Genomic DNA, 23,853 nt, shown 5'->3' with positions numbered 1-23,853 from the left:
CTTTGTGCCCTTTCCATAAGGTCCGTTCCGACAGACAGGAGCCGTTATGACCGAACTGCCTAAGGCACGATCCACCGCACCGTTTTCCCGCTTTGAGTGGATGATCGCATGGCGCTACATTCGCGCCCGCCGTGCAGAGGGTGGCGTTTCGGTGATGACCTGGATCAGCCTCATCGGCATTATGCTCGCCGTTTTTGCGCTGGTTGCGACGATGGCCATCCGGTCTGGGTTCCGCTCTGATTTCGTGGATACCATCCTTGGCGCGAATGCCCATGTGACCGTCTATCAAACGATGGAAGTCGATCAAAACGGGCAGGTGAGCCGCACGATTTCCAATGCCACCGATATGGCCGCTGCCCTGCGCGGGGTGGAGGGCGTGACCCGCGCTGCGCCATTGGTGCGCGGTCAGGTTATGGCGAATTTCACCAACGCAAACGCAGGGGTAGAGGTTTACGGCATCGCCTACGACGACCTTCTGACCATCCCGCGCATTGTTGAACCCGAGGTTGCCTTGGGGGACATAGCCCGCTTTGGCGACGGTATCGCGATTGGCTCTGGCGTAGCGCGTGAACTGGGCGTGACCATTGGTGACACGATCAAGCTGATTTCACCGAATGGCACCCGCACGGCCTTTGGCACCAGTCCGCGGGTGAGTGCCTATGAGGTGGTCTATATCTTTACCGCTGGTCGTTGGGACATCGACCGCACGCGGGTCTATCTGCCTATGGCGCAGGCGCAGCTGTTCTTTAACAAAGACGGTGTCGCGGACGAGATCGAGGTGATGGTCGAGAACCCAGAAGCCGTCGATGATCTGCTGGCCCCCATCCTGATTGCTGCTGGCGATCGGGCCCTGATCTGGACGTGGCGCGACAGTGCTGGGGCATTCCTGCGTGCCCTCACGGTCGAAGATAACGTGATGTTCGTTCTCATGGCGATCCTTGTCCTGATTGCCTCGATGAACATCATTTCGGGCCTGATCATGCTGGTAAAGAACAAGGGCCGCGACATTGGAATCCTGCGCACCATGGGCCTGACCGAAGGGTCCGTCCTGCGCGTGTTCTTTATCTGCGGGGCGAGCATCGGGACCGTTGGCACCATCGCGGGCGTGATCCTCGGGTGCCTGTTCGCGGTCTACATCGACCCGATCTTTAGCCTGATTAACTATGTCTCTGGCGGCGGCGTCTGGGACCCGTCGATCCGTGGCATCTATCATCTGCCCGCCGAACTGCGCCTGTCGAATGTCGTCTCGGCGGTCGCGCTATCGCTCGGCCTGTCGTGGACGATCACCCTTTTGCCTGCACGCCGTGCAGCCCGCATGAACCCGGTGGAGGCGCTGCGCTATGAATAACACCCTCACCCTGTCAGGCATCACTAAAGGCTACAACCACGGCAAACCAAACGAAGTGCAGGTCCTGCGTGGCGTTGATCTGACTGTGGGTGAGGGCGAGGTTGTCGCTCTTGTCGCGCCCTCTGGTGCGGGGAAATCGACGCTTCTCCATATCGCGGGGCTACTCGACACGCCGGACACGGGCATGGTGTCCATCGGGGGCGAGGATATGACGGGCCTCTCTGATCGGCGGCGCACCGCGATCCGACGGGCAGGGGTCGGCTTTATCTACCAGTTCCACCACTTGCTGCCCGAATTTACCGCTCTCGAAAACATCACGCTCCCGCAGCTCGCCAATGGCGTCAGCGAACGCGCGGCCAAGGCGCGGGCGCTCGAACTACTCGATACCGTTGGGATTGCGGAACGCGCTGCGCACCGTCCTGCCGCGCTATCGGGGGGCGAACAGCAACGTGTGGCGTTCTGTCGGGCACTCGCCAATGGGCCTGCGCTCCTCTTAGCGGATGAACCGACGGGGAACCTCGACCCTGATACCTCTGACCGCGTGTTTGATGCTCTGATGACGCTCGTTCGTGCCACGGGCCTCTCGGCGCTCATCGCCACGCACAACCACGACCTCGCGGCGCGGATGGACCGTATCGTGCGGCTCGACGCGGGCGCGGTTACACCTTCTGCGTAACGAAAACACCCACCGCCATGATCGCGATCCCTGCCGCGCGGGTCAGGGAGATCGGCGTCTGGTTCGCGCCAAACAGCCCGAAATGGTCAATCGCTGCGGCGGAAATCAACTGGCCGATCAGCACCAGAAACACCGCGTTGCCGATGCCGATTTTCGGCGCGATCCACGTGATCGACAGCAGGTAAAACGCGATCAGGAACCCTGCGAGGAACAGGTGCTTTGGCGCGCTCAGCAGCTTGCCATAGCCCTCTGGCCCCGTGAACAGCGCCACCACCAGCGCCACGCAGAAGGCTACGATGAACAGGACCGATCCTGCCGCTGCAGGTGACCCGATTGTGCGCCCCAAGGCCGCGTTCAATGCCGCCAAAACGGGCACGCCGATCCCTGCGAGTAGCATCACAACATACGAACTGTTCATGAAAATTCCTCCTGCCCCTGCGGGACGTTAGACCGATCGGACAGGGACGCGCAATTCCTGTTTACCTTTGCCCCGCGCTTTGGGACAATGGGGGCAACAAACATTGGGGAGAGCAGTCATGAAACCCGCCTTTATCCTTCTTGCCGCTTTTGGTCTGTCCGCCTGCGTCGAAGAGGTCGCGGATGGCCGCAAGATTTTTGCCGACGAATGCGCTGCCTGTCACGGTGAGGACGCCAAGGGCAACGGCTTTGCCGCCGCTGGCCTCGCCAAAACGCCGCCCGATCTGACCCAGATCGCAGCCCGCAACGGCGGTATCTTTGACGTGAACGCGGTGATGAGCACCATCGACGGCCTCCACCACTCCCCCGACAACCCGATGCCAGAGTTCGGAGCGGGCGACATGGGCGAGATCGTCATGGTCGACCGCACCCCCGTGCCCGCCGAGCTGCTGGCCCTCGCAGGGTATCTGGAGAGCATTCAGGAGTGAGAGGCCTTTTCAACCATTCTTAGTATGTGCCGAGCTTTGTAGAAGTGAAATTTCTTAGTATTTGCTTCGGTTACAATCCCAGCGAAAAAAAGACTATATTTTAGGTCTTCCAGGACTATCCCGAAGACGGGAGCGCCAGACATTCCTTTGGGGTCGAATTTGATTTGTTCTATTGGAGCAAAGCACAATCGGTTTGAAATAGTTGGTGGACACTCTTTGCCGATTACTGCATTTGGCGCTCTTGTGTATCGGTCTTCCTCGTAAATTATGGAAGCTCTGTGAGCTGGAAATCCAACAGTAATCACAAAATTTGGTTTGATGGTTGGTTGAGCGAAATCTTGTCGATTTATGTCAAACCAAATATGCTGACTAAGTGCACCATCATTTACAGCATCAGTGAATTCATAAACTAAAAAATCGTGATTTTCTTCTGGGTCGTTCAGAGGAAAGTGGACTGAATGTGAGGTGATAAAATTCGAGCGCTCAGTGTTGTGGACGCAAAAAGTCTTATAATCAGCATTTAATTTTCTTTGTTGGTGTTTGGAGGTGATTACAAAATAGCGCGACCTGTATGTCACATATGTAGCGCTACCACCTCTCGATAATCCAAATGTTCCAAAGTTTTCATCGTAATAAAGCGCGGGGTTTGAATAACGACCGCAATATTCTGTGATCTCGCTAGAGGGTATGTATAATCCATTGCATTCGATTGAGGTTAATAGCCGGTTACCTAAAATCGATTTAACTGAAAGCTCTAATTCGTCCATTCATTCCGCGTAAGTTTAAACATCCAACTCTTCAACAAACCGCGCGTTTTCCTGAATATACTGGAACCTTAGCTCGGGTTTTTTGCCCATGAGGCGCTCGACCAGATCGCCGGTTTCGCCCGGTTCGTCCTCGTCGATGGTGACGCGGATGAGTTTGCGGGAGGCGGGGTCCATGGTGGTTTCTTTGAGGTCTTTGGCGTCCATTTCGCCCAAGCCTTTAAAGCGGGACACATCCATTTTGCCCTTACCGCCAAGCCCTTTTTCCAGCACGGCGTTCTTTTCGGCCTCGTCCAGACAGTAGACGCGTTTCGCCCCTTGGGTGACGCGGAACAGCGGCGGGCAGGCGAGGTAGAGGTGCCCGTGGTCGATCATCGGGCGCATCTGCGTAAAGAAGAACGTCATGAGGAGCGAGGCAATGTGCGCCCCGTCCACGTCCGCGTCGGTCATGATGATGACCTTGTCATAGCGCAGGTCGTCGACGTTGAATTTCGTGCCGAGCCCAACGCCGAGCGCTTGGGTCAGGTCGCTGATCTCTTGGTTCGTGCCGAGCTTGTTCGACGCGGCGCCAAGGACGTTCAGGATTTTACCACGCAGCGGCAGGAGGGCTTGGGTTTTGCGATCCCGCGCCATCTTGGCAGAGCCACCCGCAGAGTCACCTTCCACGATGAAAAGTTCGGTGCCCTCGCGGTTGGTGGCAGAACAGTCCACCAGTTTCCCCGGCAGGCGGAGTTTCTTGGTCGCGGTTTTGCGTTGGGTCTCTTTTTCCTGACGGCGGCGCAGTCGCTCTTCGGCGCGCAGGACAAGGAAATCAAGGATCGCGCCCGCCGATTTGGTATCGGCAGCGAGCCAGTTGTCAAAGTGGTCGCGGACGGAGTTTTCCACCCACTTCGCGGCTTCCTCGGTCGAGAGGCGGTCTTTGGTCTGGCCGACGAAAGAGGGCTCGCGGATGAAGATCGACAAGAGTGCACAGCCGCCTGTGATCAGGTCCTCGCGGGTGATCTGTGCGGCCTTTTTGTTGCTGACCAGTTCACCGTAGGCGCGGATACCCTTGAGGATCGCAGCCCAGAACCCCGCTTCGTGGGTGCCACCTTCGGGCGTGGGAACGGTGTTTGTGTAGGAATGGAGATAGCCATCGCGCGACGGTGTCCAGTTGATCGCCCATTCGACCGAGCCGGGTACGCCGAATTTATCCTCAAAGCTGACTTTGCCAGAGAAGGGTTTTTCGGAATAGGTGCTGACCCCTTCGAGCGATTCATTAAGGAAGTCCGACAGGCCGTTCGGGAAACGGAACGTGGCCTCAGTCGGGGTTTCCCCGTCATCGATTTCGGATTTCCAGCGGATTTCAACGCCCGAGAACAGATAGGCCTTGGACCGTGTCATCTTGAACAGGCGGGCAGGTTTCAGTTTCTGCGAGCCAAAGATGTCAGGGTCTGCGTGGAACGTCACAGTCGTGCCGCGACGGTTCGGAGCCGCGCCGATTTTCTCAATCGGACCAAGAGGCACTCCGCGCGAGAATTTCTGTTCGTAGAGTTCTTTGTTCCGCGCGACCTGCACGATCATCGAATCCGACAACGCGTTCACGACCGACGAGCCCACGCCGTTCAGACCGCCAGAGGTCGAATAAGCCTTGTTCGAGAATTTACCGCCTGCGTGCAGAACGGTTAGGATAACCTCGAGCGCGGATTTACCTGGGAACTTCGGGTGGGGATCGACGGGCATCCCGCGACCGTTATCGCGCACCGAAATTGAGTAGTCCGCGTGCAGTTCGACCTCAATCCGATTGGCGTGACCTGCAACGGCCTCGTCCATGGAGTTGTCGAGGATTTCCGCGACCATGTGGTGCAGCGCCCGTTCGTCCGTGCCGCCAATATACATGCCCGGACGTTTGCGGACAGGTTCGAGCCCTTCGAGGACTTCAATAGAAGATGCGTCGTAATCGGTCGGCTCTGCGCCGGATAGAAGGTCGTCGGCCATATCGCTGCTCTTTGCTTTGTTGCCGCATATAGTGGCCTAACCGACGCGGGGGGGCAATCTCTGGTTTTGCTTTATCCACATGATGATCGAAAAGATCGTCGTTTGGGCGAGTTGAAAATTAGAACTTGTGTTATACTTTAGGTATGAAGGGGGACAATGCCGTCGCGGATCACCACATTAACGTTAGAGACAAATGGACAGGTTCGACCTAATCCAGCCTCTATCATTGCGCCGTTGGAAGATCTCGATTTCTTTCTGTCATTGGCGCAGCCGCTGCCTCATCCCATGACCGCGTGGGAGGTTTGGGCAAAGGCGAACGCTTCGCTACCATGGTGGTCGCATTTCATTCTCAAGGTTCGCAACCTCGTTCTGTTGCCGTTCGGGACGAAGCCCTTCAAACCCGCCGAGATGGATATCGATTATCCCCCGAAACAAGGAACTAAGATCGGTAGCTTCACCGTCGAAACCATTAGCGATCATAAACTGTGTTTGATCTTGGATGATAAGGTCCGCAGGGGCATGCTCTGCATCACCATGTCCGCAGACCAAGAGGACGTTGTCCTGACGGGATCGGCTATTTTGCACAAAAGGTATATGCGGTGGTATATTGTGATCTTTGGAAAGATGATCATTCGCATCATCCGTTCCGCTGCCGCGCGGTTCTAGCGGCGTTTCGCGATACGGGATGCGTAGCCCAATAGCGCGGCCATCACAGGGGTCTGTGGGTCGCGGTCTGCTGCAATCAACCCGATGCTATGGCTCCGCTCTGGTGCGGAGAGTGGAACAGACGTGAGGTCTTTGCCTGTCGTTAGGAACGCGGCAATCCGCAGGGGCAGGATCGTCACCCATTGCCCCGTTTCCACGTGGCTTACCAAAACCAAGGTCGAGTTGCTTTCGACAGTTGGGGCAGGGGTGATGCCCGCCGCCGCGAGGTTTTGGTTGATAATCCGTCTGTTCTGCATGTCGGGTGTCAGCAGACAGAGGGGCGCATCTGCAAGATCGGACCATTCCAATTTCGACCGTTTCGCAAGGTCGGACCCCTTGTGGCAGATGACGGCGTAGTCTTCCTCATACAAGGGCACAGTCGCCACGCGGCCCAGAGGTTCGTTGTCGAGGTAGGTAATCCCACCGTCGATCTGCAATCCCTCAAGCATGTCGAGGATTTCAATCGACGACCGCGATAGGATCGTGAAACGCACGTTGGTGTGTTCTTTGGAAAAGGCCGAGGTCAGATCGGCCACCATCGGCAGTGCCGTCGGGATCACGGCCAAACGAATGTCGCCAGATAGACCCTCACGGGCGGCGCGCATCTCTTGTTTCATGACGCGCACATCGCCCACGATCCGCCGCGCCCAATCCAACACGCGTGCACCTTCGGGCGTCAGGCCACCGTAGCGCGACCCGCGATAGACCAGCTGAACCCCCAACTGGTTCTCAAGCTGCTTGATCCCCGCAGAGAGCGTCGGCTGGGTGATCCCCAAACTTTCCGATGCATGTCCGAAATGTTCCTCGCGGGCGAGGGCGATGAACATTTCCAATTTGTCGATCATGCGCAGGCCACCGAAAGCAATAGGTCCCCAAGGGGTTTGAACTCCTTTAACCCGTCCATGATCCGATCGCAAAGGGGACCAGAGCCGCCCAAGGGTCGGGTCGCAATCATCGACTTGTGGCGCAAGAGGTCCGCATTCGGGTGGTCAGGCGCAAAGCCACGCGGCACGCGCACCAGTTCTGGTTCGCGCAAGCTAAAGCCTGCCGTTTTCACCCCGTCCACAATCCGCGCTACCCGAGTGGCGTCGAGATCAACAAATTTGCGCCAATCGTCGAGAACGTCTTTCTCCATCGCCATCATCCCGCCGCCGATCCGCACTTGATCTGGTTCGATGCCAAAGAAATAGGCCACGGGCTGGCGTCCTTCGTTCACTTGCCAGAGCACATGCAGGTGGGTCTTGTAGGGCGTCTTATCCTTAGAGAACCGGGTGTCACGGTGCGGGCGGAACAGTTTGGTGGTGACGGGATCACCCAATAGGTCGCTCAGTCGTGGTGCAATTTCATCCAGCAGAGCAAGCGCGGTTGGCTTGATCTCTTTGTCATAGGTGGCGCGGTTTGCGGCCCACCAGTCTTTGGAATTGTTCGCCGCCAGCGTCCGATAAAACGGTTGGGCAGTCTCAATAAATGTCTCGAAAGTCATAGCAGCACCACTGTCGTTCGCGGGGATCATGCGGTGTCGGGCGAGGGGTGTCTACTGACAAACGGAATTTGATCATATGGACGAAAATTGCAACTTGCCGTAATGCTGGTGCAATGAATCACACGCGTCCCACCCTTCGTCAGGATGTCCTGCCCCTGATCCGCCTCGGCATGCCCTTGGTCGGCAGCAGCATTGCGGCCTTTGCGATCCATATGACCGATACGATCATGTTGGGCTGGTATGACGTGACCGCGCTTGCGGCGGTGACGTTGGGGTCGTCGTGGTGGTTTATCCTCTATATTTTCGGGGCTGGCTTCGGCTTTGCCGTGATGCCGCTTGTCGCTGCGGCTGCTGCCGAAGGCGATGATACCCGCGCCCGTCGTGTGACCCGCATGGCATTCTGGTTGAGCCTCGCCTTTGCGGCGGTGGTTTTGCCGCTCTTGTGGTGGTCGGGGACCATTTTCCTGTGGATGGGGCAACATGAAATCATCGCCCTAGAGGCCCAGAAATACTTGCGTATCGCGGGCTTTGGTATCGCGCCGGGGCTGCTGGTTGTCGTGCTGCGGTCCTATCTGTCGGCGCAGCATATGACGGCGATTTTGCTGTGGGTGACCTTGGGCGGTGTCGTCTTTAACGCGGGCGTGAATTACATCCTGATCTTCGGTAACTTTGGCGCGCCAGAGCTGGGCATTCGCGGGGCGGCGATGGCCTCTGTCCTGATCCAGACGATCACCTTGCTGGTTCTCGCGATCTATTCGAATTTCAAACTGCCAGATATCAAACTGTTCCAGCGTATCTGGAAACCCGATGGCGAAGCCCTTTCGCAGATTTTTCGCATGGGCGTGCCGATTGGCCTGACGTCATTGGCCGAAAGCGGTCTGTTCTCGGCCAGTGCTGTGATGATGGGCTGGATCGGGGAGTTGGAACTGGCGGCCCATGGCATCGCGCTCCAACTCGCCGCGCTTGCCTTTATGTTCCACGTCGGCATGAGCCAAGCCTCAACCATCCGCGCTGGCGGTGACTATGGCCGCAAGGATCAAGCGGGTCTGCGTCGCACGGCATGGGCCTCTGTCATCGTCGGGCTGAGCTTTGGCGTGATCGTTGTCAGCACGTTCCTCTCTTTCCCCGAAACGCTCGTCGGTCTCTTTGTTGATCCGTCAGAGCCGCAGCGCGTTGCCCTGATCAGCATCGCCGCAAAGCTTCTGATATTTGCCGCTCTGTTCCAATTCGTCGACGCGGGGCAGATCATCGCCTTGTCGCTCTTGCGTGGGGTGCAGGATACGGCTGTGCCAATGTGGTTGGCGACGATCAGCTATTGGCTGATCGGTCTGCCTGCAGGATACGTTCTGGCGTTTGTCTTGGGCTTGAACGAGGTTGGCCTATGGCTCGGCCTCTGTATCGGCCTCGGCATGGCGGCGCTGACGCTGATGTGGCGGTTCTGGGCGCGGTCGGTCAGGATCGGCTGATCAATCGTCGTCGGACGCGTCCTCGCGACCCTTCATCAAACGGTCGGCTTTCTTACGGATCAGAACCGTCCGCAGGTCGTGCATCGCCATCAAGAGCGCGTCTGTCACGTCTTCCAACTGGTCATCGGTCGCTTTGGTCTGCGCCCAATGGGTCGTCAGGTTCATGTAGTCCACCGCTCGGTGGATGTCGTCGATATCACGCGCCGCCAAAAGGGCGATGCGCGCTTCCATCCAGTCCCTAATTACCTTTAGGTCTTCGGGGCTTAGCTCCCGTGCGCCTTGGGCCTTAATCTCGCCATTGCGGATGTTCGCAACGGCGATCTGGTCCATCTCAATTCGGCGCTGACGGTTTTCGGTATCCACTTTGAACACGGCCGCGCCATTGTCGCGCACGCGAAAGTAATACTCGGGTAATTCAGAACTCATTGTCGCTTACCTTAGGCCTTCGCAGAACTGTTGAATGCGCGTGCAGGCCTTTGCCAAGGCCTCGTCCGAGGTAGCGTAGCTGATGCGGAAATTGGGTGAAAGCCCAAAGGCCGACCCGAAGACAACCGCAACGCCAGTCTCTTCGAGAAGGGCGGTCGCAAAGGCTTCGTCCGTGTCGATCAACGTGCCCGCCGCGCTGGTTTTCCCAATGCAGGCCGAGATATCGGGGTAGACATAAAACGCACCTTCGGGCGTCGGGCAGTTCACACCCTTCGCATCGTTGAGCATGCCTACAACCAGATCACGGCGACGCTGGAACAGGGCCTTGTTGTCCTCAATATAGCCTTGCGGACCGTTGAGCGCCTCAACCGCCGCCCATTGGCTGATCGAACAGGGGTTCGATGTGGATTGCGACTGAACCTTGCGCATGCCCTTAATCAGCTCTTCAGGACCAGCGGCATAACCAATCCGCCAGCCGGTCATCGCATAGGCCTTGGACACGCCGTTAACGGTCAGCGTGCGGTCATAAAGGCTTGGTTCGACCTGCGCAGGGGTGCAGAATTTAAAATCGTCAAAAACAAGGTGTTCATACATGTCATCAGTCATCACCCAGACATGTGGGTGACGCATCAGAACATCCGTTAGCGCCTTGAGCTCGTCCCATGAATAGCCAGCACCCGACGGGTTTGATGGAGAGTTAAAGAGGAACCATTTGGTTTTTGGCGTGATCGCGGCCTCTAGCTGCTCGGCCGTCAGTTTGAACTGGTTTTCGAGGCTACATTCGACAATCACAGGCGTGCCGCCGCCCAAGAGAACCATGTCAGGATAGGACACCCAGTAGGGCGCGGGGATGATCACCTCGTCGCCCGCGTTCAGGGTCGCCATGAACGCGTTATAAAGCACCTGTTTGCCACCTGTGCCGACAGTCACCTGAGCAGGTTCATAGGACAGTCCATTTTCGCGGCGGAACTTATCGCAGATCGCTTGCTTTAGCTCAGGGATACCATCGACAGCCGTGTATTTCGTCTTGCCCGCGTTGATCGCTGCAATCGCGGCGTCCTTAATGTTCTGCGGCGTGTCAAAGTCTGGCTCGCCTGCGGACAGCCCGATCACATCGCGTCCCGCGGCCTTCAGCTCTTGCGCTTTGGTCGTCATCGCGATCGTGGGCGAAGGTTTTACGCGGGAAAGTGTCGTTGACAGAACGGACATGACGCCTCCGGTGGTCATTTGGATCTGATGTGTCATAAGATGGCCCAGTAACCCAATCAAGCGGCAAGGAGCGCGGACGGTGGAAACTACAGAATGGTTTAGCGAAGATCAGGCAACTTTTGGTGATCGAGTGGCAGGGGCGCGAGAGGCGGCTGGCCTGACCCAAAAACAACTCGCAGGAAAAATCGGGATCAAATTGACGACCCTGCGCGGATGGGAGGATGACCTCACTGAACCCCGAGCAAACAAACTCCAGATGCTGGCAGGTTTGCTGGGCGTTTCGATAACCTGGCTCTTGACGGGGCAGGGCGAAGGCCCCACAGAACCGACTGAGGATGAAATTTCACCTGGTGTCGCTGACATTCTGTCCCAAATCCGCGAATTGCGGGTGCAAATGCAGGACAACGTCAAAAAGATGGGCCAGCTGGAACGGCAATTGCGCGCCGCGCTGAAGGAGTAACAATGACTGAACCGCGTGACATTCGGATCAAACGTTTGGCGATGCGCTCTATGCGTCGCGGCATCAAAGAGATGGATTTGATCCTGTCGGATTTCGCGAGCCGCGAACTTTCCACCATGTCCGACGCGGAGCTCGATCATTACGAGATCTTCATGGAGGAGGCCGATCTCGACCTCTACCAGTGGATCAGCGGCCAAACCGAGGCACCGGATCAATTCAAAGACCTGGTGGCCCGCATTTCCGTTTCGGCCAAAGGCCTGACGGCGCCGCGCCAGTAATATCGGTGGTGACGAAAATTCGTCGCCACCTTTAACCAAATCTTCTGATTCTTACCCCTAGATGGTCCCACTGACCGAAAGAGGAGTAAGAGGCATGAGCCTGATTTCCGAACTCGGGGTCCAGAAGGAAACCTCCGCAATTACGGCGCAGAATGCTGCCTTTATGAACAACTATCTTGAATCCCTGTCGCTGGTCGAACGCCTGCACAGGCTGCTTCTGGATGTGATCAAAGACGAATTTGAACGCTTGGGCGTTCTGGAGCTGAACCCTGTTCAGGCGCTCCTTTTGTTTAACGTGGGCGACAATGAGGTGACTGCGGGCGAACTCAAATCGCGCGGCTATTATCAGGGGTCGAATGTCAGCTATAACCTGAAGAAGTTGGTGGATGGCGGCTTTATGCACCATCAGCGCTGCTACGCGGATCGCAGGTCTGTCCGTGTCCGTCTGACCGAAAAAGGCCGCCGCGTGCGCGATATCGTGTCCCGACTGTTCGCGGCCCATTCCGAAGGGCTGCAAAAACGGGGCGTGGTGGATCATGACGGTATGGATATGATATCTGGCTCGCTCAAACGGATCGAACGGTATTGGACCGATCAAATCCGCTATATCTACTGATCCAGTGAGCCGAGAGCGAGGCTGCGCAATTCCCGCAATAACTTGCGGCGCATCGCGGCCTCGTAATCGTCAAAGCCCGCGGCAGGTTCGACAAAGGCTTCTGGTCCACGAATGACGTATGTTTTCCAGTAGGATAGCAGCCCTTCGTCATCCTCACCACCGAGGATCACCAGCCCGTTGACGGTCATGCGGTCGTCCTCTGGGATGTCTTGGGGGCGGGGGCCTGTGTTGTTCTCGCCGTCCCCCGATAGGTCGAGCGTGTGCCGCCAGCAGTCAGGCTGCTGGTCGAGCAACGCTTTGCCCGCCATCAGTGCCGATCCAATCGACGTGGTTAGATCACCGGGCGCCGTCGAAACCGTGGTTAATCGTGCGGCAATGGCAGAGAGGTCAGAGGCCGAGGCGACCTCGGTCCACGGCAACAGGATGGTCGCCGTGTCTGGCCCGCTCCATTGATAAACTGACAGCCTGATTGGGGCCATCGGGTCTGACAATATGGCTGCGCTGACCTCTGGCGCCAAAAGTGCCGCCGCCAATCCATCGAGCTGGAGACGATATTCCACCGCGTCCACAGACCCCGACACATCGAGTCCCAAGGCCAAGGCCTGACGACACTCCGCATCGGCAGGGAGGCCCGCCCCAATCAATGCCGCGGCGACGAGCGACTTACCAGTGACCGACATTGTCCATGCTGACCCAAGGTTCCGCAGGTGCGAGCTGTTCACCCGCTTGCAGCAGTTCAATCGACACGTTGTCGGGCGAACGCACAAAGGCCATATGCCCATCGCGCGGTGGGCGGTTGATCGTCACGCCATTGTCCATAAGGTGCTGGCAGGTCTCGTAAATATTCGGCACCTGATAGGCGAGGTGCCCGAAATGCCGTCCGTCCGATGGCAGCCCCTCGTCGCCATCCCAGTTATAGGTCAGCTCAATCGGGCACTCCTCTTGGCCCTCTGGCGCCATGAACACAAGGCTAAACCGCCCCGCCTCATTGTCGATCCGACGCGTTTCACGCAGACCCAAAAGCGCATAAAACGCCATACTCTCTTCCAGATCCTTCACGCGGACCATTGTGTGCAAATACCGTAGGGTCATAGGTTTTCTCCCGAAACTGCTTTGGTCAAACCCTAGCACTCCAGCCGACGAAGACCAGTTAGAAAGAAGAACGATAGCCGATCTCGATCCCCGTCTCAGATCGGGTAAAGCGGCTGATGTTGCTATCGGTTTGAACGGACCGAAGGCTGATCACGGGCATGAAACCCGCATAGGTCATGTTCGGAAACGCAGCCTCTATCACGGCAAAGGACGTCTCGTCCCGCCGTTCGCCCGAAAACACTGGTGGCAGGGCGTAATCGTCATAAAGCGTGACCGCGCGGCCAACCGATGCCTGTAGTTGCACTGGCTTGCCCTGCATGTTCGGGGCAAAACTCGCGTAGAGGCTTGAGGCGGTATTGGCGCGGTTGGTGGTTGGGCTTTCGGTCATCGTATGATTGACGCCCGCGCTCCAACGCCCTTGGGCGATGCCCGTCTGCGCAATTGCAGTGATGCCTGCGCCGAACGTTGTGACTGTGTCGTCGTTTCGCCCGCCCGTCCGATCGAACCGCATCTCATGGCGGAGCGTCGCGGAAACTGCTGCGTTGTCATTTAGCCCGTAGCTCAGCCCTGCGCCCAAGCGTGCCAAATCATAGGACTTTGCATCCCCCGACCAAACTTGCCCAACTTCTGCACTGATGGTCGTCGTGAGGTTGTCCCATTTTTGCCGATGTTCAATGCCAGCGGTCAGGGAATAGGAACTGAGGTCCGCGTTGGTTAAATCGGGTGCGCTGGCTTGGGCCGCATCAGACAAGAACACATTTTGCGTCAGCAACTGCGCTGTCAAAGCGGTCAGGTGCTCTGACGATTGGTCAATCCGATAGCGCGCAGATATCTGCCCCGAGGCCACCGTGCCAGAGAGCGCCTGCGCCTCTGCACTGAGGGTCCCAACCCAAGGCACACCGTCAATCACGTTCAGCGCCGTATCGCTGCCGCCGTTCACGTTGTCGGATCGTCTGACTGATGCATTCACGCGAAACCAAAGCGGATTTTGCGCGGCGACCTGTTTGTAATCTTGAGCCGTTTGCGCGGCGAGGTTCGGCAGTTCCGCATGGTTCGCGGCGCGCCTCAGCCAGAGTTGTGAGAGGGTGAACCGATTGTCGAGCTTGGCCGCGAGGGCCGCAATGCGGGCGGCCTCGTAGGATTGCAACCCTGCCTCGGCCTGCAGGTAGGCGCGGCGAGCGGTGCTGCGGGCCAATGGGTAATCGCCCACCCGTATCAATCCCGTCGCCAAGATTGCCAAGGCATCTGCGTCGTCTGGGTCCGCATCCAAAAGCGCGAGCGCCAAGTCCATCGCGAACCCAAAATCGCCCGACAATAGCGCTTGTCGTGCCATGACGTGCCCCTGAGCGAGGGAGATTTCGGCGGTTTCGGCCCGCCCCACGGACGGCGCTAGGCTAACCCCGAGAGCGAAAACTGATGTGGTAAAGACGTTAATTAACCGTCGCACAGATGGGGTCCGCCCCAGTCAATCCGCACTGCGTAAGAACGAAAACGCCATATTCATCGGCGTTGTCGACCCCCACGTGGTTTTCAACGAAAATGCCACCCGCGACACCTTCGGCGTTTGCTCCACCAAAGACACCACCGTAATTGCCGATGCCCGCTTGGGCCGGATTTTGTGCATCGCCATAGAATTCGCCCACATCGTTAATAGAGGTCACGGTGAGGACGATATCGGGCAGATAGCCTTCGTCGTCGTAGGTCGGAGTATAGTGCGGCAGTGGCGTGTTGCCCCATTCGCGATTGTAAATGCGACCGTTGATCGAGTTATCGCCAAAGTCGACGTTGAGGAAAATCTGGCCCTGAACGGTCAGTGTCTGACGCGGCAACAAACCCGAGTCCACTGGCGTCGTAGGGGTGAGCAAGAGATCACCAACAGCCCCCATATTCGTGACGCCCGCATAGTTGCCTGCATAGGACACAAGGCCCGTCTGGGTGCCCGTCAATGACGAGGTTGGGTTCGAAAATGCCTCAAGCGCGATAAAGGTCGCACCAGAAAGGTAGATATTGAACTGCCCACCATCCGCGGCCACGGCCCCTTGAACCGTTTGTGCAAAATCTTGCGCAACAAAGGCCGTGAAATGCCTATCAAGAGGGTCGTCCTGATAGGTAAAGGCGAGGTACCCAGGAATATCAAGGACAGGCGTCCGGTTATAGGCGGCCAGCGCGTAGTCTTGGTTCGTTTGATCGAGGCCGTAGATGTCGACGGATAGGGTGCCCGCATCAGGATCAAAAACCACCCCGCGCATGTCATCGGTCAGCTTCGAAAAATCGGTGGTGCTCTCTTCGTCCGCACCTGTGCCTGTGCCAGTATCCACCTCCGCTCGCTGAAACGGATTGGTCCCACTTCCACCGCAGGCCGCGAGGGCGGTCAGGAGGGCGAAAGTCAAAATGGATTTCTGCATTATCGGACTCTGAAAATCGTTCTTGGATATTGAGGGCGACAATCGACTTTAGGTTAGTCTCTGTCAACCATTCGGCTAGGTTAAATCTGTGCCTGTCGCGCTGCTGACACGGAATATGGAGGTTTTGCCTCTGACGTCTGCCATATATAGTGACGCGCGAGTCACCAGTCCCCGAGGAGAGCAAAATGTCCATTACCCCCGAACAAGAGGCCGAGGTTGCCGAACTTCGCGCGACACCGCGTCAAACATTGCGGGCTGTTTCCGAGGGGATGGAAAGCCACCTCTACACCATCAAACCCGTGCTGGATCACGGCTTTGTTCGGGTTGTGGACTACATGGGCGATGACGCTGCGATCTGTCAGGCGGCGCGTGTGTCTTACGGTAAGGGCACCAAATCCGTTCAGAACGACGCAGGTCTGATCCGCTATTTGATGCGCCACTGGCACTCGACCCCGTTCGAGATGTGCGAGATCAAACTCCACGTCAAACTTCCTGTGTTTGTCGCGCGCCAGTGGATCCGTCACCGGACGGCGAACGTGAACGAATACTCCGCCCGCTATTCGATTATGGATCGTGAATTCTACATCCCAGAGCCCGACGTTCTGGCCGCCCAGTCGGTGATCAACAACCAAGGCCGCGGTGAGGTTCTGACGGGTGAAGAAGCGGCGCGCGTTCTAGAATATCTCAAGGGTGATGCGGCACGTTGCTACGACCACTATCAGGAAATGATCTCTCAAGAGGGGCAGCAGGGGCTTGCACGTGAATTGGCGCGGATGAACCTGCCTGCGAACATCTATACCCAGTGGTACTGGAAGGTGGACCTTCACAACCTATTCCACTTCTTGCGTCTGCGGGCGGATAGCCACGCGCAATACGAAATCCGCGTCTATGCGGACGAAATTTGCAAGGTCGTCGCGGATTGGGTGCCTGCCGCGTATCAAGCGTTCGAGGATTACCGCATGGGTGGCGCAACGCTCTCGGGTAAAGCTCTCGACTGTGTGCGTCGTATGCTTAAAGGCGAGTCTGTGACTCAGGAAAACAGTGGCATGAGCGCAGGTGAGTGGCGCGAGTTCCAAACCGTTCTAGAAAACTAACGCTACTTTTAGCTTTTTAAAGTCAAAGCCTACCCTGTTTCACGGGGTAGGCTTTTACATATGTTACTCTTTTAAGATTTTCTGATATACTACACGCTAAAGTGTCATGTGATCTTTGGCGGTGACTTGCATTCCTGTCACAAAAGAATATTTGGTAGAAGTTGACGTTGGGTAAGTCTTTGTTTTGGCGTAAAGCGAAACAGTCATCGGTCGTTATCCATGTCAAAGACCAATATGCTGGAGATAGGTGTGCCGGAAGACAGCCAACAATTGATACGTTTGATCTACGTGAGCGTTGCTGCACCCAATATGGGAAGCGAGCAGATCGAACACATTTTGGTCAAGGCTTCCAAGCGTAATGAGATCAAAGGTCTCACTGGCATGTTGATCTATGACGAGGGGCAGTTCTGGCAGGTTCTCGAGGGGCCGCTCGACTCCGTTATGTCGACCTTTGATGATATCCGTTCCGATAAACGTCACTCTGATGTCACCACTCTCGTGACCGAGGATATCGCCAATCGCGAGTTCAAGACGTTCCGCATGGGAACACCTGGAAACGTGCGGGAAATCAACGATCCAGAGCTTCATTCAAGCGTTGATGCGGCGCTGACGCGTGAAAAAGTGAGCACCGCCAAAGAGGCCTCGCAACGGTTGGTGCGAGGGTTCAGTCAGGATGGGCAGTGGTATCCGCTGATTGCTGAGCGGTCCGAGGGCTAACGCCGGTTAGCCTGCCGCCTTGAGGTTGCCTGCCATTTGGCGTCCATCACGGCCTTCAATCAGGTCGAATTCGACCTTCTGATTGTCTGCCAATCCGGTCATGCCGGCTTGTTCAACAGCTGATACATGGACAAACACATCCTTGCCGCCACCATCGGGGGCGATAAAGCCATAGCCCTTGGTTGTGTTGAACCATTTTACAGTACCGCTAGCCATTGTCGTAACTCCTTCGTCGTCGGTTGCCCGTTTGGGCGTGGCCGTCACGATGAGTGCGCATTAGGTTGTGGCACCCACCGATCTGCGACTCAAAGCGTAACACGATTTTTCAAAAGACAAATGACAACCTTGCATTGAGGCGACATCTTGCGCGAAATGCCGAAAAAGGAGGCGAAATGAAGGTCTATTCCCTGAAGTCCTGCGACACCTGTCGCAAGGCGATCAAAGAAATGACGGCAGCGGGGCTCGATCCTCAGGTTCAAGACGTGAGCGCGGATGGGTTGTCTGGCGATGATATCGCGGCGATTTTGTCGGCCTTTGGGGAAAAGTCGGTGAACCGTGCCTCGACCACATGGCGCGGACTGTCGGACGAGGATAAGGCACGTGATCCTGCCGATTTGCTCGCCGAACATCCGACGCTCCTTAAGCGTCCCGTGATCGTCTCTGACGGCGTCTGGTATCAAGGCTGGTCTGCCGCCGTTAAAGCCAGCGTTCTGGGCTAGGGTGTTGTGGCGCGGTCGTGCCGTGCCTATGTAGGGTCAGCAATAAACAGGAGCACGCCATGCGGAGCGCAGCCAAAGCATTGGGTATTTTCGGCGGGGTGATCGGTATGATCATCGGGATTTTCAGCTTTGGCTATGTGTCCCTGACCGAAACCCATTCCGAAGTCGGAGAAATTTTTGGCGTCGTAACCAATCCTGCCTTTATCAAAGCGGCGAGCTTCCTCGGCCCGATCCTCGCGATCACGGGGTCTGGTATGGCGAAATACCGTGCGCTCTGGGGAGGGGGGCTTTTGATGGTGTCGGCGGTGATGATGTATGCCGCGTTCGGCTTTAACTTTGCCACCATGTTCCCAATCGGCATGGCAGGCGTCGGCGGGATCCTCGCGATTGCAGCGGGTAAACCAGACGAAGAAAAGGCGCACTTTTAAGCGCGCCTTTCCAAATTCTTAGAATGTTTTGATTACCGCAGATCGGGCGGTGTCGCTTCAACAGCTAGATCAGCGATGATCTGGTCAAGAGCGATGGTCTCGGTCTTGTTTTCACCCAGACGGCGGGCGGACACGGTGCGTTCCTCGACCTCGCGTGCGCCGATGGCGAGGATGACAGGCACCTTGCCAAGGCTGTGTTCACGGACCTTGTAGTTGATCTTTTCGTTGCGGGTGTCGGCTTCAGCGCGGATACCGCGTGCCTGCAGCGCCTCAACGACCTCAGCCACGTAACCGTCTGCATCCGACACGATCGACGCCACAACCACCTGACGCGGCGCGAGCCAGAACGGCAGTTTGCCTGCGTGCTCTTCGATCAGAATACCGATGAAGCGTTCGAACGATCCCAGAACCGCGCGGTGCAGCATGACGGGGCGATGTTTGTCGCCGTCGGTGCCAACGTAAACCGCATCCAGACGCTCTGGCAGGTTCGGGTCAACCTGCAGGGTGCCGCACTGCCAATCACGGCCAATCGCGTCGGTCAGAACGAATTCCAACTTCGGACCATAGAACGCGCCTTCGCCTTCTTGGATTTCGTAGTTGTAGCCCGCAGCCTTACACGCATCACCCAGAGCGGCCTCTACACGATCCCAGCTCTCATCCGAACCAACACGTTTTTCAGGACGGGTAGAGAGTTTGATCTTCCAATTGTGGAAGCCAAGGTCCGCGTAAATCCCAGCGAGGAAGTCGATGAATTTCTTCGTTTCGGCTTCGATCTGGTCGTCGGTGCAGAAGATGTGCGCGTCGTCTTGGGTAAAGCCACGCACACGCATGATCCCGTGCAGAGCGCCCGAGGGTTCATAACGGTTGCACGACCCAAATTCAGCCATACGCAGCGGCAGGTCTCGGTAGGATTTCAGACCGTGGTTGAACACCTGAACGTGGCAAGGGCAGTTCATCGGTTTCAGCGCGTTGACGGTTTTTTCACGGGCATGATCTTCGTCAACTTCAACGATGAACATGTTTTCTTGGTAGTTTTCCCAGTGACCCGAGGCTTCCCACAGTTTGCGGTTCACGACCTGCGGGGTGTTCACCTCGACATAGCCGTCACGGCGCTGCTGGCGGCGCATGTAGTCCTGCAGCGTGGTGTAAATGGTCCAGCCGTTCGGGTGCCAGAACACCTGACCCGGTGCCTCTTCCTGCATGTGGTAGAGGTCCATTTCTTTACCGAGCTTACGGTGATCCCGCTTTGCCGCTTCCTCAAGCATGTTGAGGTGCGCCTTCAGGTCGTTGCGGTTTTTGAACGCGATACCGTAGATACGCTGCAACATAGGACGCGAGCTATCACCGAGCCAATATGCACCCGCCACGTGGGTCAGTTTGAACGCGTCAGCGGGAACCTGACCAGTGTTCTGCAAGTGCGGACCGCGGCAGAGGTCCTGCCAGTCTCCGTGCCAATACATCCGCAGGTCTTGGCCTTCGGGGATGCGGTTCACCAGCTCGACCTTATAGGGCTCGTTGGTGTCCTCGTAATGTTTGATCGCGCGAGCACGGTCCCACACTTCGGTCTTTACCTCTTCGCGAGCGTTGATGATCTCTTTCATCTTCGCTTCGATTTCACCGAGGTCTTCGGGGGTAAACGGCTCTTCGCGGTCAAAGTCATAGAACCAGCCGTAATCGCGAACGGGGCCGATGGTCACTTTGACATCTGGCCAGATCGCCTGAACAGCGCGGGCCATGATGTGAGCGAGGTCGTGACGGATCAGTTCCAGCGCAGGTTCATCGTCCTGCATTGTGTTGATCGCAACAGTTGCGTCCTCGTTGATCGGCCACTGAAGGTCCCAATGCGCACCATTCACAGTAGCAGAGATGGCCTTTTTAGCCAGCGAAGGGGCAATAGATGCCGCGACTTCAGCAGGGGTTACGCCTGCATCATAAGAACGCGAATTGCCATCGGGGAAGGTAAGGGAAATCTGGCTCATGGCCGTCTCCTCGTCAGTTTGGCGCCCACGGAACGCCCGGTTGCGGGTATATGGTTCGAGCCGCGTTTTGATCCTCGATTGCTGACACGTCAAGCCCGCAGGCTTGCCATTCTGGGTCATCGGGGCAAATGTGGCGAAAAAATCAAAGAGAGAACCGCCATGACCGAGTATCTGACCACCCCAGAGGGCCGCCGCATCGCCTATAACCTCACCAAAGGTCGCGCGCCCTATGTCGTGTTTTGTGGTGGTCTAAAGTCCGACATGGAAGGCACCAAGGCGCTCGCTCTCGAAGAATGGGCCAAGGCATCGGGGCAGGGGTTCTTGCGGTTCGACTATTCTGGCCATGGCATCAGCGATGGTGACTTTGAGGACGGCTGCATCGGTGATTGGTTCGAAGACGCCAGCGCAGCGATCGACTTGATCGACGGTCAGGTCGTATTGGTCGGCTCCTCTATGGGTGGCTGGGTGTCGCTTCTCTTGTCCCGCGAACGCGCGGATAAGGTTGCGGGTCTGGTCACAATCGCAGGTGCGCCCGACTTTACCGAAGACGGCTATTGGGCGGGGTTCACTGACGAAGAACGCGAAACCATCATGACGGTGGGCCGCATCGAAATTCCGAACGAATATGTTGAGCCCTATGTAATCACCCGCCGCTTGATCGAGGATGGCCGCACGCGCCTGATCCTGCGCAGCCCGCTGACATTCCCATTCCCCGCGCGCATTCTGCAAGGCAGCGCGGATGATGTGGTCACGCAGGACGTCGCGGAACGCCTTTTTGCCCATGCGCAGGGCGACGATATCCAACTGACGGTCGTCAAAGGCGCGGACCATCGGTTCTCTGATCCGGCCTGTCTGGCGCTGATCGAAAAGTCGGTCTGTGATATTTTGGAACGTATCGGCTAAATTGTGATCCTTTGCCCTCTTCCCTCAAAAGGAGAGTTGCGCCATGATGCGGTTAAGACGGGTGAAAACACTCGCGAAAGACTGACGCAGGCAATTCCGCGGATGACGCGGGGGCAGGACACCAATGACCGAACCAATGGTTCTTTTACCCGGCATTTTGTCGGATATCAGACTGTTTTTACCGCAGCTTACGGCATTAGGCCGAGAGCGCCCCGTGATGGTCGCACCGACCTGCCAAGGCGAGCGGATTGACGAAATCGCATCGAACCTCTTGCCCGGTTTGCCTCAGAAGTTTGCCCTCGCGGGGCATGGATTTGGCGGCATGGTCGCGATGGAGATTTTGCGCCGCGCGCCTGAGCGTGTTACGCGGGTTGCGTTGATCTCGACCTCGCCCTTACCCGAGACGCCACAGGATTCCGCCGAAAGGGAACTGCGGATCGTCGGTGCGCGGGCAGGGCGGTTTGAGGATATCTTAGCCAAAGAAGTCCCGATGGAAGCCATCGGTGCCGCCCATCGCAAGGACGTTTGGGGCAAGTTGCAAACCATGGGCAAAGCGGGCGGGGCAGAAACCTATGTCCGCCAATGCCGCGCCATGCAGCGCCGCCGCGATCAACAAAGCACCCTGCGCCGTATCAAACAGCCTGCGCTTTTGATCTGCGGGGCAGAGGACACCGTTTTCCCAGTCAAACGCCACGAATTTATGGCGCAGTTGATCCCCTACGCGCAACTTGCTGTGCTGCCAGGTGTTGGTCATTTGCCTAGCCTAGAGGCCCCCGCCGCCTTTGGGGAAACCCTGCGGTCGTGGATGAAGCAGCCCTTGGTTCTGCAGTAAGGTGGAGGGCGCTGCCCTCTTGGCCTGCGGCCAATTCACCCGTCATATTTACAGCACAAAGGCAGCAAAAAGGGGCCCTGAGGCCCCTTTGTTCGTTTAGCCGTTAACCGCGACGACCTTGGGTTTCGCGGGCGCTGTGCCAGCATTCGCATCGATAAAGTCGAGCACGAGCGGGCGGATGTTGTTGCGCCAGCTGCCGCCAGCAAAGATACCGTAGTGACCTGCACCCGGTTCAACGTGCCAAGCTTTTTTCTCGTCTGGCAGGTTGGTCAGGAGGTCCAGTGCGGCTTTGCATTGACCGGGTGCCGAGATGTCGTCCTCTTCGCCTTCGACAGTTTTCACAGCAACGGTCGTGATCTTAGAGATGTCGACCTTATGGCCGTTCACGGTGAACGCGTTGCGGGCGATGTCGCGGTTTTTGAACACGCGCTCAACGGTCGACAGATAGAACTCTGCCGTCATATCCATCACGGCGAGGTATTCGTCGTAGAACACGTTATGTTTGTCGTGATCCGAAGACTCGCCCTTCGCGGCGCGGAAAATCTGGTTCTGGAATGCTTCAGCGTGGGTTTGACCGTTCATCGAGATGAACGAAGCCAACTGCAGAAGGCCCGGATAGACCTTGCGGCCAACGCCTGCGTATTTAAAGCCAACGCGCTGGATCATTGTCTGTTCCAACTGGCCCATGGTGACCGAATGGCCAAAGTCGGTCACTTCGGTCGGGGCAGCGCTGGGATCAACGGGGCCACCGATCAGGGTGAGGGTCTTTGGCTGCGCCTTAGGGTCAAGCTCTGCCAGATAGGCAGTTGCGGCCAAGGTCAGGGGAACAGGTTGGCAAACGGCGATCACGTTGATGTCGCTGCCCAAGTGTTTCATGAAATCAACGAGGTAGAGGGTGTAATCCTCAACGTCGAACTTGCCTTCGCTGACGGGAATGTCGCGGGCGTTGTGCCAATCGGTGGTGTAAACCTCGCAATCGGGCAGGAGGCTCATCACGGTTTTGCGCAGGAGGGTCGCGTAGTGGCCCGACATTGGTGCCACGAGCAGCACACGGCGTTTCATCGGCTTGCGGCCTGCGACCTTGAAGTGCACGAGATCGCCAAAAGGACGTTCGATGACCTTTTGCACCTGAACGATGTGGTCTTTGCCGTCGCCCGTCTGAACCGAAGGAATACCCCAGTCAGGTTTCGCAACCATGCGAGAGAAGGTCCGTTCAGTCACTTCGCCCCAAGCACCGAGCCATTCGACCATTGGATTGGAGGTCGCGGCCAATGCTGGATACGCGGCAAATGCACGCGCTGTCGCACCTAACCACTGATTAGTGTTACGAACGCTTTCCATAAGGTCGTAAGTGTACATATACTTCACTTG

At 57.0% G+C, this 23,853-nt stretch carries 28 protein-coding genes; 14 read left to right on the top strand and 14 right to left on the bottom strand.

Annotated features, from left to right (window positions below):
- Positions 1 to 46: 46 nt before the first annotated feature.
- The gene (locus QWY83_RS07250; RefSeq protein WP_249945475.1) at positions 47 to 1,348 is read left to right on the top strand and encodes an ABC transporter permease; all 1,302 of its coding nucleotides are present in this window, start codon (positions 47 to 49) and stop codon (positions 1,346 to 1,348) included.
- Positions 1,341 to 2,024, top strand: a complete 684-nt coding sequence (locus QWY83_RS07245; RefSeq protein ID WP_249945476.1) for an ABC transporter ATP-binding protein — start codon at positions 1,341 to 1,343, stop codon at positions 2,022 to 2,024. Before QWY83_RS07250 ends, QWY83_RS07245 begins: the two co-directional genes overlap by 8 nt.
- Here the strand turns inward: QWY83_RS07245 and QWY83_RS07240 are convergent.
- Positions 2,008 to 2,442, bottom strand: coding sequence for a DMT family transporter (locus QWY83_RS07240; RefSeq protein ID WP_249945477.1), 435 nt, complete (start codon positions 2,440 to 2,442; stop codon positions 2,008 to 2,010). The genes QWY83_RS07245 and QWY83_RS07240 overlap by 17 nt on opposite strands.
- Positions 2,443 to 2,560: 118 nt before the next feature.
- Here QWY83_RS07240 and QWY83_RS07235 point away from each other — a divergent pair, with 118 nt between their 5' ends.
- Entirely contained in the window at positions 2,561 to 2,929 is a 369-nt protein-coding gene (locus QWY83_RS07235) for a c-type cytochrome (RefSeq protein ID WP_249945478.1), read from the top strand.
- Here QWY83_RS07235 and QWY83_RS07230 read toward each other — a convergent pair.
- Together QWY83_RS07230 and parE are read right to left on the bottom strand one after the other, a co-directional pair.
- Complete coding sequence (locus tag QWY83_RS07230; RefSeq protein ID WP_249945479.1) at positions 2,920 to 3,696, bottom strand: hypothetical protein; 777 nt, start codon at positions 3,694 to 3,696, stop codon at positions 2,920 to 2,922. The two genes, QWY83_RS07235 and QWY83_RS07230, sit on opposite strands and share 10 nt — an antisense overlap.
- A 15-nt stretch (positions 3,697 to 3,711) precedes the next feature.
- The gene (gene parE / locus QWY83_RS07225) at positions 3,712 to 5,670 is read right to left on the bottom strand and encodes a DNA topoisomerase IV subunit B (RefSeq protein ID WP_249945480.1); all 1,959 of its coding nucleotides are present in this window, start codon (positions 5,668 to 5,670) and stop codon (positions 3,712 to 3,714) included.
- A 156-nt stretch (positions 5,671 to 5,826) separates the two neighbouring features.
- Here parE and QWY83_RS07220 point away from each other — a divergent pair, with 156 nt between their 5' ends.
- The gene (locus QWY83_RS07220; protein ID WP_249945481.1) at positions 5,827 to 6,336 is read left to right on the top strand and encodes a DUF2867 domain-containing protein; all 510 of its coding nucleotides are present in this window, start codon (positions 5,827 to 5,829) and stop codon (positions 6,334 to 6,336) included.
- On the opposite strand, the gene QWY83_RS07215 is transcribed toward QWY83_RS07220, so the two are convergent.
- The gene (locus QWY83_RS07215; RefSeq protein ID WP_249945482.1) at positions 6,333 to 7,220 is read right to left on the bottom strand and encodes a LysR family transcriptional regulator; all 888 of its coding nucleotides are present in this window, start codon (positions 7,218 to 7,220) and stop codon (positions 6,333 to 6,335) included. The two genes, QWY83_RS07220 and QWY83_RS07215, sit on opposite strands and share 4 nt — an antisense overlap.
- Positions 7,217 to 7,888 carry a DUF2461 domain-containing protein gene (locus tag QWY83_RS07210; protein WP_249945483.1) on the bottom strand — a complete coding sequence of 224 codons (672 nt, stop codon included), beginning with the start codon at positions 7,886 to 7,888 and terminating at the stop codon, positions 7,217 to 7,219. The genes QWY83_RS07215 and QWY83_RS07210 overlap by 4 nt, the downstream gene beginning before the upstream one ends.
- An 83-nt stretch (positions 7,889 to 7,971) precedes the next feature.
- On the opposite strand from QWY83_RS07210, the gene QWY83_RS07205 reads away from it, so the two are divergent.
- Positions 7,972 to 9,324, top strand: a complete 1,353-nt coding sequence (locus tag QWY83_RS07205) for an MATE family efflux transporter (protein WP_249945484.1) — start codon at positions 7,972 to 7,974, stop codon at positions 9,322 to 9,324.
- Here QWY83_RS07205 and QWY83_RS07200 read toward each other — a convergent pair whose 3' ends face one another.
- Both QWY83_RS07200 and QWY83_RS07195 read right to left on the bottom strand, forming a co-directional pair.
- Positions 9,325 to 9,750 (bottom strand): hypothetical protein, encoded by a 426-nt coding sequence (locus QWY83_RS07200; protein ID WP_249945485.1) that lies wholly within the window; start codon positions 9,748 to 9,750, stop codon positions 9,325 to 9,327.
- A 6-nt stretch (positions 9,751 to 9,756) separates the two neighbouring features.
- A complete protein-coding gene (locus QWY83_RS07195) occupies positions 9,757 to 10,959 on the bottom strand; it encodes a pyridoxal phosphate-dependent aminotransferase (protein WP_249945486.1) in 1,203 nt (400 codons plus the stop codon).
- Positions 10,960 to 11,038: 79 nt separating this feature from the next.
- Between QWY83_RS07195 and QWY83_RS07190 the strand changes: the two genes are divergently transcribed.
- From QWY83_RS07190 to QWY83_RS07180, 3 genes are all read left to right on the top strand, one after another.
- A complete protein-coding gene (locus QWY83_RS07190) occupies positions 11,039 to 11,419 on the top strand; it encodes a helix-turn-helix domain-containing protein (RefSeq protein ID WP_249945487.1) in 381 nt (126 codons plus the stop codon).
- Between the two features lie 2 nt (positions 11,420 to 11,421).
- On the top strand, positions 11,422 to 11,697 hold the full coding sequence (locus tag QWY83_RS07185) for a succinate dehydrogenase assembly factor 2 (RefSeq protein WP_249945488.1): 276 nt from the start codon (positions 11,422 to 11,424) through the stop codon (positions 11,695 to 11,697).
- A gap of 163 nt (positions 11,698 to 11,860) precedes the next feature.
- Positions 11,861 to 12,313 (top strand): MarR family winged helix-turn-helix transcriptional regulator, encoded by a 453-nt coding sequence (locus QWY83_RS07180; protein WP_074039062.1) that lies wholly within the window; start codon positions 11,861 to 11,863, stop codon positions 12,311 to 12,313.
- Here QWY83_RS07180 and QWY83_RS07175 read toward each other — a convergent pair.
- The 4 genes from QWY83_RS07175 to QWY83_RS07160 form a co-directional block, all read right to left on the bottom strand.
- Positions 12,307 to 13,035, bottom strand: coding sequence for a DUF1194 domain-containing protein (locus tag QWY83_RS07175; RefSeq protein WP_249945489.1), 729 nt, complete (start codon positions 13,033 to 13,035; stop codon positions 12,307 to 12,309). The genes QWY83_RS07180 and QWY83_RS07175 overlap by 7 nt on opposite strands.
- Complete coding sequence (locus QWY83_RS07170) at positions 12,977 to 13,405, bottom strand: VOC family protein (protein ID WP_249945490.1); 429 nt, start codon at positions 13,403 to 13,405, stop codon at positions 12,977 to 12,979. The genes QWY83_RS07175 and QWY83_RS07170 overlap by 59 nt, the downstream gene beginning before the upstream one ends.
- Before the next feature lie 58 nt (positions 13,406 to 13,463).
- Complete coding sequence (locus QWY83_RS07165) at positions 13,464 to 14,738, bottom strand: hypothetical protein (RefSeq protein WP_249945491.1); 1,275 nt, start codon at positions 14,736 to 14,738, stop codon at positions 13,464 to 13,466.
- A gap of 97 nt (positions 14,739 to 14,835) precedes the next feature.
- Positions 14,836 to 15,810: a thymidylate synthase gene (locus tag QWY83_RS07160; RefSeq protein WP_249945492.1), complete on the bottom strand. Its 975-nt coding sequence runs from the start codon at positions 15,808 to 15,810 to the stop codon at positions 14,836 to 14,838.
- A gap of 185 nt (positions 15,811 to 15,995) precedes the next feature.
- On the opposite strand from QWY83_RS07160, the gene thyX reads away from it, so the two are divergent.
- Complete coding sequence (gene thyX / locus QWY83_RS07155) at positions 15,996 to 16,904, top strand: FAD-dependent thymidylate synthase (protein ID WP_249945493.1); 909 nt, start codon at positions 15,996 to 15,998, stop codon at positions 16,902 to 16,904.
- A gap of 219 nt (positions 16,905 to 17,123) precedes the next feature.
- Positions 17,124 to 17,621 (top strand): BLUF domain-containing protein, encoded by a 498-nt coding sequence (locus QWY83_RS07150; RefSeq protein ID WP_249945494.1) that lies wholly within the window; start codon positions 17,124 to 17,126, stop codon positions 17,619 to 17,621.
- A gap of 6 nt (positions 17,622 to 17,627) precedes the next feature.
- On the opposite strand, the gene QWY83_RS07145 is transcribed toward QWY83_RS07150, so the two are convergent.
- Positions 17,628 to 17,837, bottom strand: a complete 210-nt coding sequence (locus QWY83_RS07145) for a cold-shock protein (protein WP_067545895.1) — start codon at positions 17,835 to 17,837, stop codon at positions 17,628 to 17,630.
- Between the two features lie 176 nt (positions 17,838 to 18,013).
- Between QWY83_RS07145 and QWY83_RS07140 the strand changes: the two genes are divergently transcribed.
- Positions 18,014 to 18,340, top strand: coding sequence for an arsenate reductase family protein (locus tag QWY83_RS07140; RefSeq protein WP_249945495.1), 327 nt, complete (start codon positions 18,014 to 18,016; stop codon positions 18,338 to 18,340).
- Positions 18,341 to 18,399: 59 nt separating this feature from the next.
- A complete protein-coding gene (locus QWY83_RS07135) occupies positions 18,400 to 18,768 on the top strand; it encodes a hypothetical protein (protein WP_249945496.1) in 369 nt (122 codons plus the stop codon).
- A gap of 32 nt (positions 18,769 to 18,800) precedes the next feature.
- On the opposite strand, the gene thrS is transcribed toward QWY83_RS07135, so the two are convergent.
- Positions 18,801 to 20,747 carry a threonine--tRNA ligase gene (gene thrS, locus QWY83_RS07130; protein ID WP_249945497.1) on the bottom strand — a complete coding sequence of 649 codons (1,947 nt, stop codon included), beginning with the start codon at positions 20,745 to 20,747 and terminating at the stop codon, positions 18,801 to 18,803.
- A gap of 159 nt (positions 20,748 to 20,906) precedes the next feature.
- On the opposite strand from thrS, the gene QWY83_RS07125 reads away from it, so the two are divergent.
- Together QWY83_RS07125 and QWY83_RS07120 are read left to right on the top strand one after the other, a co-directional pair.
- Complete coding sequence (locus tag QWY83_RS07125) at positions 20,907 to 21,650, top strand: alpha/beta hydrolase (RefSeq protein ID WP_249945498.1); 744 nt, start codon at positions 20,907 to 20,909, stop codon at positions 21,648 to 21,650.
- 124 nt (positions 21,651 to 21,774) lie between these two features.
- The gene (locus tag QWY83_RS07120) at positions 21,775 to 22,482 is read left to right on the top strand and encodes an alpha/beta fold hydrolase (protein WP_249945499.1); all 708 of its coding nucleotides are present in this window, start codon (positions 21,775 to 21,777) and stop codon (positions 22,480 to 22,482) included.
- A 96-nt stretch (positions 22,483 to 22,578) separates the two neighbouring features.
- Here QWY83_RS07120 and phaZ read toward each other — a convergent pair whose 3' ends face one another.
- A complete protein-coding gene (gene phaZ, locus QWY83_RS07115; RefSeq protein ID WP_249945500.1) occupies positions 22,579 to 23,850 on the bottom strand; it encodes a polyhydroxyalkanoate depolymerase in 1,272 nt (423 codons plus the stop codon).
- Positions 23,851 to 23,853 lie beyond the last annotated feature (3 nt).

Origin of the sequence: Marivivens donghaensis (genome assembly GCF_030410045.1) — a bacterium.
GTDB lineage: Bacteria > Pseudomonadota > Alphaproteobacteria > Rhodobacterales > Rhodobacteraceae > Marivivens > Marivivens donghaensis.
Note: the sequence above shows the minus strand (reverse complement) of the source record. Positions and strands in the feature narration are given on the sequence as shown.